Genomic DNA, 9,439 nt, shown 5'->3' with positions numbered 1-9,439 from the left:
TATAGGAAGTAAAAAAACAAATCCCGCCAAGCACTTAGGTACTTGGCGGGATCGTATAGGTCGCTTTTCTGGCGGAGGGGGAGGGATTTGAACCCCCGGAAGGCGTGAACCTTCAGCGGTTTTCAAGACCGCCGCAATCAACCGCTCTGCCACCCCTCCGTGCGGAGCAGACCGCGCCGCCTCCTGCGCCACCCCTGCGTGCAGGGTCCATGGCCTTGGGCGGTGCTTCGTCTGCGGGCTGTCGGGCACGGCGCAGGGCCTGCCCGTCAGAACAGCCAGAAGCATATAGCACTTTTGGGCCCGGAGCGCAAAGGGCAAGCTGCCGGAGAGCCCGGCGGACCATAAAAAAAGCGGCGCCCTCCAGAAGAGGACGCCGCCGGATCCGCTGAGCGAAATACTACTTGATGGCGTCCTTCAGGCCCTTGCCGGGGGTGAACTTGGCAACCTTGCTGGCAGGGATGGTGATTTCCTTGCCGGTGCGGGGATTGCGACCCTTGCGGGCGGCGCGCTCAACCACCTTGAAGCTGCCGAAACCGGTGAAGGTCACGGATTCGCCGGAAGCGAGGGCTTCGCGCAGAGCAGCCACGACGGCGTCGAGGGCTTCTTCGGCCTTGGCTTTGGTGGGCAGGCCGGCCTTGGCATGGATCTTTTCAACAAGCTCAGCTTTGGTCATCGTTATACTCCAAAAAAAGAGTTTCGGGTTTCAATCTGTAGGCCAGACAGGGCATCCATACGTTATGGGCTTGGCCCGTGTCAATGGAAAATGCCCATATATCAAAGTTTTCCGGGCATCAGAGCCTTTTCGGGCATACTTTTCGCATTGCTTTCGGGCGAGGCGGCCCCGGGACGCATCAGCGGATGGTCAGGAAAGGTCCACCAGGCTGACTTCGGCGCTTTTGAGCGGGTGCCCCAGGAAAAGGCTGCCGGTGCGGATGAAGCGCAGCACGTTGTCCGTGGTCATGAAGCGGTGGGAGCCCGGGGCGTCTTCCCCGCGCAGCAGACCCAGCTCGCGCAGGCGGTTCTCCACGGCCACAGCGGCGGTCTCGGCCGAATCCACGATGCGCACGTCATCGCCTACCACATGGCGCAGGGCTTCGCGGAACAGGGGGAAGTGCGTGCAGCCCAGCACCAGGGTGTCGGGCCTGTCGGGCCGTCCCGGGGAGAACAGGTCGCCCAGATAGCGGCTGGCGATGCCCTCGACGATGGGGCCGTCCATCCAGCCTTCCTCGGCCAGGGGCACGAAAAGGGTGCAGGCCCTGCCCTGGACGCGGGCCTCGGGGCACAGGGAGGCGATGGCCTGCTGGTAGGCGCCGCCGGCGATGGTGGCTTCGGTGGCGATGACCACGATGCGCTTGTTGCGGCTGGCGGCCACGGCGGCCTCGGCACCGGGGCGCACGACCCCGAGGACGGGCAGGGGCGCGAAGTGTTCGCGCAGTTCCGGCAGGGCGGCGGAGGTGGCGGTATTGCAGGCCACCACCAGCATCTTGACGCCTTCGTCCACCAGGCGTCCCGCAGCCTTGAGCGTGTAGCGGATGATGGTGTCGCGGCTTTTGGTGCCGTAGGGCAGGCGGGCCGTATCACCAAGGTAGAGCAGGTTCTCGCCGGGCAGGCGGCCGGAGATGGCGTTGAGCACGGTCAGGCCGCCCATGCCGGAATCAAAGATGCCGATGGGCAGGGTAGCTGAGGGATTCATGACGTTCCTTCGATGGGGGACGGCTCCGGTGGGGCCTCCCCGGGCTGGCACGTTGTGGGGACAGAAGGGCGCAAGGCGCCCCTGCCTGCCGGTAGGGCGGGACGCGGCCTCCTTCCCGGGCGTGCCCCGAGGAGGGCGACGGCATCCGGTCAGGGGCATCCATGTCCCGACTGCGGAAGGATGGCTTTTTTCAGGCGGCAGGGCAAGGGAAAACGGGCGCCGGAGGCTTACGGGACGCACTTCTCCTGTCCCGGTGCGTCATACCGGCGTGCCGGCCGGGCGGTACGGGCCGCTAGAATCCCTGCCACAGATAGCGCAGGGACGTGAAGAGCAGGATCAGGGCCAGCCCCCACTTGATGCGGCGCGCGGGCACGAAGCGCTGGCAGCGCGCCCCCAGATAGCTGCCCATGAGCCCGCCCAGGCCCAGCAGCAGGCCCAGCAGGGGATCGGCGCCGATGCCGTCCAGCGAGGAGAACAGGCCCAGGAAGCCATAGCCCAGCACTCCGGCCAGCGAGGCCAGGAAGGTGCCCAGCAGCAGGGCGCCGGCGATGGCATGGACGGGCAGGCCGAAGATGCTGACCAGGAAGGGGGAAAGGATGGCGCCGCCGCCGATGCCGTAGATGCCGCCCGCCAGACCGATGCCCAGGCTGAGGACCGCCAGGCGCGGGCAGCTGACGGAGTGCCGTGCCTCACCGAACGTGAAGACCAGGCGGGACCGGTCCCAGCGCTCCACATGGATCCGGGCCATGCCGCCCCCCTTGCGGGCGGGCGCGGCGGGCCTGCGCAGGTCGCGGAACATGCGCCAGAAGATCCAGAGCAGCAGCAGACCGGCAAAGACCTTGAAACGGCTCTCGTCCGGCAGCCAGTAGACGCGGATCAGCGAGCCCAGCACGATGCCGGGCAGGGTGCCCACGGCCACGGTCAGGGCCAGGGGCCAGAGCAGGCGCCCTTCGCGGGCATAGCGCACGATGCCGCCGGGACAGGCCAGCACGTTGAAAAGATGGTTGGTGGCGCTGACGCCGGGGCTGGTGTAGCCCAGAAAGCTCATCTGGAAAGGCAGGAGCAGGAAGGCTCCCGACAGGCCGCCCATGGACGTGACGAACGAGATGCCCATGGCCGCCAGGACGGGCACCAGGGGGTGACACTCGATACCGGAAACGGGAAAGAACATGGACCACCTCCACAGGTTGTGCGACGGGGTAAAAGCAGAGTAAACTGATATGGATATTTTTGTCACGTTTTATTTTTTTACTAACCTATGGAAAATAAAGAGATAAAAATAAAATAAGCGTGATTTTTTAGGATATTTTTATCACTATTTTGTATAAAATAGTGATAAATTGGGCTATGAGGCGGCCCTCCGGCCCCGCAGGGCCGGGGCTGCGGCCCGGTCACGCAGCGCGTCCCCCGGGGGCACATTGCCTGTGCCGGGCGAAACGCGTATATTTCAGGCTTTCCCATCACCGTGCAGCAAAGGATTTCTTCATGCTCGCCATTCTCGAATACAAGGCAGGCAACCAGACCAGCGTGCGCCGCGCGCTGGAACATCTGGGCATCCCCTGCCGCATCACCGCCGATCCTGCGGAACTGGAGCAGGCCCAGGGCATCATCTTTCCCGGTGTGGGCGCCGCCGGGCAGGCCATGGAGGCCCTGACCTCCGCCGGTCTGGACAGCGTGCTGCGCCGTGCCGTGGCCGAAGGCCAGCCCCTGCTGGGCATCTGCCTGGGCTGCCAGATCCTGCTGGAGCACAGCGAAGAGAACGACGTGCGCACCCTGGGCATCGTGCCCGGCCGCTGCGTGCGCTTCCCCGATCATATGAAGGAAGAGGACGGCAGCCCCGCCCCCGTGCCGCATATGGGCTGGAACAGCCTCGATGTGGTGCGTCCGGGCCGTCTGCTGCACGGCATCGAGCCCGGTGCGGAATTCTATTTCGTCCACAGCTATTATGTGGAGCCCGCGCCCGAGCTGGTCATGGCCACCACGGTCTACGGGAAGGAGTTCTGCTCGGTCTACGGCCGCGACGGCCTGTGGGCCGTGCAGTGCCATCTGGAAAAGAGCGGCCGTCCCGGCCTGACCGTGCTGCGCAATTTCTACGATTACTGCGACGAGGTGCGCCATGCTTAGCAAACGAGTCATCCCCTGCCTGGACGTGCGCGCCGGCCGCCTGACCAAGGGCATCAAGTTCCAGGGCAACGTGGACATCGGCGACCCCGTGGAGAGCGCCCGCCGCTATTATGAGGAAGGTGCGGACGAGATCGTCTTTTACGACATCACGGCCTCGGCCGAGGAACGCGGCATCTTCCTGGACGTGGTGGAGCGCGTGGCCTCGCAGATCTTCATCCCCTTCAGCGTGGGCGGCGGCATCTCGTCCGTGGCCGACATGCGCGCCGTGCTCAACGCCGGGGCCGAAAAGGTCTCCATCAACTCCGCGGCCGTGCGCAATCCCGATCTGGTGGCCGACGGCGCGGCGGCTTTCGGCTCGCAGGCCATCGTGGTGGGCATGGACGTGCTGCGCGTGCCCGTGAGCGAGAGCATCCCCTCCGGCTACGAGATCGTCATCCAGGGCGGCCGCCGTCGCATGGGCATCGACGCTATCGAATGGGCGCGCCAATGCCAGGAACTGGGCGCGGGCGAGCTCTGCGTCAACTCCATCGACGCCGACGGCACCCGTGACGGCTACGAACTGACCCTGACCCGGGCCATCGTGGACGCCGTGTCCATCCCGGTCATCGCTTCCGGCGGCGCGGGCGCGCCCGAACATATGTACGATGCCGTGAGCAAGGGCGGTGCCTCGGCGGCGCTCATCGCTTCCATCGTGCACTACGGGCAGTACACCATCCGCCAGTGCAAGGAAGTCATGGCCGAAAAGGGCGCCAAGGTCCGCCTGACGTGGTAGCTCCCGAAGCCCGCTGGCAGGCCCTGCTGCCCGTGCTGCGGCACTGGCCGCTGGCCGTGGCCTTTTCCGGCGGGCTGGACAGCCGTTTCCTCTGTTTCGCCCTGCGGCGTGCGGGCTGCGACGTGCTGGCCCTGCACGCCACGGGGCCGCATGTGCCGCAGGCCGAGAGTGAGGCGGCGCGGCGCTGGGCCCGGGCGCAGGGGCTGCCCCTGCTGGAAGTGCGGCACGATCCCCTTTCCCTGCCCGAAGTGGCGATGAACAGCCGGGAGCGCTGCTATGCCTGCAAGCGGGCCCTCATGCGTCGTCTGCGTGACGCCCTGGCCGCCGCGGGCGGTTGCCGCATCCTCTGTGACGGCAGCAATGCCGACGATCTGACCGCCTTCCGGCCCGGACAGCGGGCCGTGCGCGAGGCGGGCGTTCTCTCGCCCCTGGCGCTGGCCGGGCTCCATAAACAGGAGTTGCGCGATCTGGGCGCATCCTGGGGCCTGGACGACCCGCAGCAGGCCGCCCGTCCCTGCCTGCTGACCCGGCTGGCCTACGGCATGAGCCCGGAACCGGCCCTGCTGGCCCGTCTGGCCGCTGCCGAGGCCGATCTGGCCGCCTTGCCCGGCCTGGGGGATTTTCGCCTGCGCCTGACGCCGGAGCCCGTCCTGCAGGCGGCCGTGCTGCCTGACGGCCTGCGGCCGCAGGTCATGCAGGTGCTGGACGCCCACGGTTTTGGCGGGGCCGGGATGGTGGAAGGGACGGTCAGCGGCTTTTTTGACCGCTGAGCGTGATGTTTTTGGAGGGAATCCCCTCATCTTTGCTGGCGATGCCCGCAGCTTTCTGCATCGTGCAACGGGTAGGGCCTCCTCCCGTCGCTGCCGGTACACGAAGGCCTTCTCCGGTGCCCTGATAAAGGGGGAGGATATTTTCCCCGGAAAAAATAAAACGCGCCCGCGAGACGGAGTTCTCGCGGGCGCGTTTGTTTTTGACAGGGATATGCCCTCCCATGAGCTGGAGGAATGTCCTGTTATGAAAGCGGGCTGGGGAAGGGGGAGTTTGAGGGGGGGAACCCCTCTCGCGCTAGCAGCGACCGGATGGCGGCCCGCAGGGCCGTGTCCGTTGCGACGCAGGAAGCTACGGGCATCGACAGCAGAGATGAGGGGTTCCCCCCTCAAAGACCTTCCCCGTCCTTCGCGGATATGGCCTTACCGGACGCGCAGGGCCTCGGTGATGATGGCCGCGTCTTCCTCCGGCCGGGCTTTGACATTGAGTTCGGCGTTGCCGCCGTGGCAGACGAAGCCCTCGGGGCCGTGTTCCACCACACCGGCGGAGATGACCTGCCCGTAGGGGAGCTGGTCGCGCATGTCGGCGTGGTCCACGCGGCGGGGAAAGATGAAGGGCACGGGCTGGCCGGAAAAATCTTCCATGATCAAATACTTCATGACCTGCCTTCCTGTTATTGCTGGCGCTGGGCGCGACGGTTCTTGAGGTACTGTCGCACGGCGCGGTTATGATCGTCGAGGTTGGTGGAAAAAGCGTGGCGGCCGCCGTCGGTGATGGCCACGAAATAGAGGTACTTGTGCTCTTCGGGCGTGATGGCCGCGGCCAAGGCGCTGGCGCCGAACGAGCAGATGGGGCCGGGCGGCAGGCCGGGACGCTGGTAGGTGTTGTAGATGTTGTTGGCGTCGTCCAGATGGCGGCGGCGCAGGTTGCCGTCAAAGTTGGGCCCCAGCCCGTAGATGACCGTGGGGTCGGCCTGGAGCGCCATGTTGATGCGCAAACGGTTGGCATAGACGCCGGCCACGCGCGGCCGCTCGTCGGCAAAGGCGGTCTCCTTCTCCACGACGGAAGCCAGGATCACCAGACGGCGCAGCTCGTCGCGGGAGGGGCGTTTGCCGTCGGGCCAGAGGGCGTCGCCCTTGCGCCAGAAGTTGTCCACCATGCGGCCGGCCACGGCACGGGCCTGGGCCTTGTCGGGAACGTCGGCCTTCTTGAGCAGATAGGTGTCCGGCATGAGGAAGCCCTCGGCCGAATCGAAGGGGATGCCGTAGTGGCGCAAAAAGGCCGGGTCCGTGATGACGGCCCGGAAATCCTCAAAGCGCACCAGCCCGGCCTCTTCCAGCACCCTGGCGGTCTGCCACCAGGTCAGGCCTTCGGGCACGGTGACGCGGAACAGCACCGGCTGGCCGTTGACCAGGGTATCCAGCACCTGTTCCGGCAGCCAGCCCGTATTGAGGGCAAAGCGGCCGGCCTGCAGGCGGCTGTCCCACTTTTTGTAGCGGGCCAGCAGCAGGAACTTGCGCGCATCGGTGATGAGGCCGCGTTCTTCCAGCTTGTCGGCCACACGGCGCACATTGGCGCCGGGTTCCACGTCGAAGAAGGCTTCCTGCCCCGGTGTGGCCGGGGGCGTCTTGAGGAAGGTCCAGGCCTCGTACCCCGCCCAGCCGGCAGCGGCCGCCGCCAGCAGGACAAGGACAGCCACGATGCGCAGTACGGTCTTCATGCCGGCCTCCGCTGGTCAGGGCTGAGGGAAAGAAAGGACTCCAGGATGCGCACGGCGGCCTGCTGGTCCAGCACGGCCTTGCAGCGGCGGCCCGTGCGGCCCACCTCGCGCAGTTCGCGCTCGGCGGCCTCGGAGCTGAGCAGCTCGGACATGAAATAGAAGGGCAGGGGCACGCGGCGCTTGAGGCGCTCGGTGACGTTGCGCACCTGCCGGGTGGTCATGCTCTCGGTGCCGTCGGTGAGCAGGGGCAGGCCCATGACCACGGCGTCGGGGCGCTCCTCGAGGATCCGCCCGGCCAGCGCCGCCAGGAATTCCTTGCGGTTGGCGTAGTCGGCCAGGCGGATGGTGGTCAGCGGATAGGCCATGATGCCTTCCGGGTCGGTGGCGGCCAGGCCCGTGCGGGCCAGGCCGTAATCAATACCTACCCATTTCAAGGCGTTTACAGCCCCATCTTGGCGCGCACTTCGGCCAGCGTGGCGGAGGCGAAGGCGCGGGCGCGTTCGTTGCCGGCGGCCAGGATCTCGGCCACGGCACCGGGACGGGCCGACAGGGCGGCGCGGCGTTCCTGCAGGGGAGCCAGGAAGGCTTCCAGGTTCTTCAGGAAGCGCTTCTTGCATTCCACACAGCCGAAGCTGGCGCCGGTACAGCCGGTGCGGATCTCGGCCTGCTCTTCGGGGCTGGCCAGCAGCACATGGTAGGGGAAGAGGTTGCAGACGTCCGGGTTGCCGGGATCGCTCTTGCGCAGGCGGGCCGGGTCGGTGAACATGCCGCGCACCTTGGGCTCGATGTCGGCCATGGTGTCACGCAGGAAGATGCCGTTGTTGTAGCTCTTGGACATCTTGCGGCCGTCCAGGCCGGGGCACTTGGCCGCGGGGGTGAGCATGGCCTGCGGCTCGGGGAAGAAGTTGCCGCCATAAAGGTAGTTGAAGCGGCGGGCGATCTCGCGGGTCAGCTCCATGTGGGGCAGCTGGTCTTCACCCACGGGCACGCCGTGGGGACGGTACATGAGGATGTCCGCGGCCATGAGCACGGGGTAGCAGAGGAAGCCCGCGTTGCCCAGGTCCTTGTTGGTGATCTGCTGCTGCTGTTCCTTGTAGGTGGGGTTGCGTTCCAGCCAGGAGACGGGGGTGATCATGGAGAGCAGCAGGCTCAGCTCGGCGTGTTCCTTGACCGCGCTCTGGCGGAAGATGACGCACTTTTCGGGATCCAGCCCGGCGGCCACCCAGTCCTTGACCATCTCTTCCACGTTGGTGGCGATGTTGGAGGGGTCGGCATAATCGCTGGTCAGGGCGTGCCAGTCGGCCACGAAGAAATAGGCTTCCTCGGTGTGCTGGAGTTCCACCCAGTTCTTGAGGACGCCGAAGTAGTGACCCAGATGGAGCGGCCCGGTGGGACGCATGCCCGAAACCGTACGCGGACGAACAGTGCTCATTTCAAGATTCCTTTAGAAGTTCCGTTACTTACTTGATACCGACAAGCGAAAGCAGCAGATCGCTGCCCCCGCCGATAAGAGGCCCGAGGATGTGCCCCAACAGGCCCGTGGCCAGCAGGAGCACCAGGATGATGAAGCCGTAGCGCCCGGCGCTCATATAGGCCCAGGCCGCGCGCGGCGGCAGGAAATAGGCCACGATCTTGCTGCCGTCCAGCGGCGGGATGGGCAGCAGGTTGATCCAGGCGAGGCAGAGGTTGATGTTCACCCCGGCCACCAGCATGAGCAGGAAGTAGCGCGTGGTGTCCGAGATGTCGGGGCTGGGCAGCATGGCCACCACGGCGCCCAGGACAAGAGCAAAGCCGATGGCCAGCAAAAAGTTGGTCACGGGCCCGGCCAGGGCCACCCACATCATGTCGCGGGCGGGGTCGCGCAGGTTGCGCACATTGACCGGCACCGGCTTGGCCCAGCCGAAGATGAAGCCCGTGCCCAGACTGGTGAGCAGGAACACGGCCGCGCCCAGGGCGTCGAAATGCGAGACGGGATTGAGGGTCAGGCGGCCCATGAAGCGGGCGGTCTGGTCCCCCTTGCGGGAGGCCATCCAGCCGTGGGCCACTTCATGCATGATGATGCCGAGCAGGGTGGGGATCAGGTAGACAGCGAAGCGCTGTGCGTTGAATGCAAAATCGAACATCTGCCGCAAGTACCATGCAACGGGTCAAATGTCGATACGAGGGGCCCGGGGGGAGAGATGAGAGGGGTGTTATGTCTGGGGGAAGAGTAAGGGAGAAATGCGCGGGATATTGATGGCCGATGTAATCTGCTGGATTTACTATTTAGAGAATGTCCGGCATATATCTTGCTATACCAGTTTTCTCCAAAGGATACAGGCCAAAGCAAGGTAAAGTAGTCCCATAAAATTGACGAGGTAAC

At 65.6% G+C, this 9,439-nt stretch carries 11 protein-coding genes and 1 tRNA gene; 3 read left to right on the top strand and 9 right to left on the bottom strand.

The window, feature by feature from the left end:
* Window positions 1-69: 69 nt before the first annotated feature.
* From HF854_RS11605 to HF854_RS11590, 4 genes are all read right to left on the bottom strand, one after another.
* Window positions 70-159: transfer RNA gene (locus tag HF854_RS11605), tRNA-Ser, on the bottom strand.
* A 238-nt stretch (window positions 160-397) separates the two neighbouring features.
* Window positions 398-673, bottom strand: a complete 276-nt coding sequence (locus tag HF854_RS11600; RefSeq protein ID WP_006007160.1) for an HU family DNA-binding protein — start codon at window positions 671-673, stop codon at window positions 398-400.
* A 189-nt stretch (window positions 674-862) separates the two neighbouring features.
* Window positions 863-1,693 (bottom strand): glutamate racemase, encoded by an 831-nt coding sequence (murI, locus tag HF854_RS11595; RefSeq protein WP_168936433.1) that lies wholly within the window; start codon window positions 1,691-1,693, stop codon window positions 863-865.
* Window positions 1,694-1,985: 292 nt separating this feature from the next.
* Entirely contained in the window at window positions 1,986-2,864 is an 879-nt protein-coding gene (locus HF854_RS11590) for a sulfite exporter TauE/SafE family protein (RefSeq protein ID WP_168936432.1), read from the bottom strand.
* Window positions 2,865-3,178: 314 nt separating this feature from the next.
* Here HF854_RS11590 and hisH point away from each other — a divergent pair, with 314 nt between their 5' ends.
* The 3 genes from hisH to larE are packed head-to-tail and all read left to right on the top strand — an operon-like array spanning window position 3,179 to window position 5,359.
* Window positions 3,179-3,817 (top strand): imidazole glycerol phosphate synthase subunit HisH, encoded by a 639-nt coding sequence (gene hisH / locus HF854_RS11585; protein ID WP_006007168.1) that lies wholly within the window; start codon window positions 3,179-3,181, stop codon window positions 3,815-3,817.
* Window positions 3,810-4,589 carry an imidazole glycerol phosphate synthase subunit HisF gene (gene hisF, locus HF854_RS11580; RefSeq protein WP_168936431.1) on the top strand — a complete coding sequence of 260 codons (780 nt, stop codon included), beginning with the start codon at window positions 3,810-3,812 and terminating at the stop codon, window positions 4,587-4,589. The genes hisH and hisF overlap by 8 nt, the downstream gene beginning before the upstream one ends.
* Entirely contained in the window at window positions 4,583-5,359 is a 777-nt protein-coding gene (larE, locus tag HF854_RS11575; RefSeq protein ID WP_168936430.1) for an ATP-dependent sacrificial sulfur transferase LarE, read from the top strand. The genes hisF and larE overlap by 7 nt, the downstream gene beginning before the upstream one ends.
* A gap of 420 nt (window positions 5,360-5,779) precedes the next feature.
* Here larE and HF854_RS11570 read toward each other — a convergent pair whose 3' ends face one another.
* The 5 genes from HF854_RS11570 to HF854_RS11550 are packed head-to-tail and all read right to left on the bottom strand — an operon-like array spanning window position 5,780 to window position 9,200.
* Entirely contained in the window at window positions 5,780-6,016 is a 237-nt protein-coding gene (locus tag HF854_RS11570) for a hypothetical protein (RefSeq protein ID WP_006007176.1), read from the bottom strand.
* Window positions 6,017-6,030: 14 nt separating this feature from the next.
* A complete protein-coding gene (gene mltG, locus HF854_RS11565; RefSeq protein WP_168936429.1) occupies window positions 6,031-7,077 on the bottom strand; it encodes an endolytic transglycosylase MltG in 1,047 nt (348 codons plus the stop codon).
* Window positions 7,074-7,511 carry a Holliday junction resolvase RuvX gene (gene ruvX, locus HF854_RS11560; RefSeq protein WP_006007180.1) on the bottom strand — a complete coding sequence of 146 codons (438 nt, stop codon included), beginning with the start codon at window positions 7,509-7,511 and terminating at the stop codon, window positions 7,074-7,076. The genes mltG and ruvX overlap by 4 nt, the downstream gene beginning before the upstream one ends.
* A gap of 5 nt (window positions 7,512-7,516) precedes the next feature.
* Window positions 7,517-8,509 carry a tryptophan--tRNA ligase gene (trpS, locus tag HF854_RS11555; protein WP_168936428.1) on the bottom strand — a complete coding sequence of 331 codons (993 nt, stop codon included), beginning with the start codon at window positions 8,507-8,509 and terminating at the stop codon, window positions 7,517-7,519.
* A gap of 28 nt (window positions 8,510-8,537) precedes the next feature.
* A complete protein-coding gene (locus HF854_RS11550) occupies window positions 8,538-9,200 on the bottom strand; it encodes a site-2 protease family protein (RefSeq protein WP_168936427.1) in 663 nt (220 codons plus the stop codon).
* Window positions 9,201-9,439 lie beyond the last annotated feature (239 nt).

The organism is Desulfovibrio piger (assembly GCF_012843875.1).
Classification (GTDB): domain Bacteria; phylum Desulfobacterota; class Desulfovibrionia; order Desulfovibrionales; family Desulfovibrionaceae; genus Desulfovibrio.
Note: the sequence above shows the minus strand (reverse complement) of the source record. Positions and strands in the feature narration are given on the sequence as shown.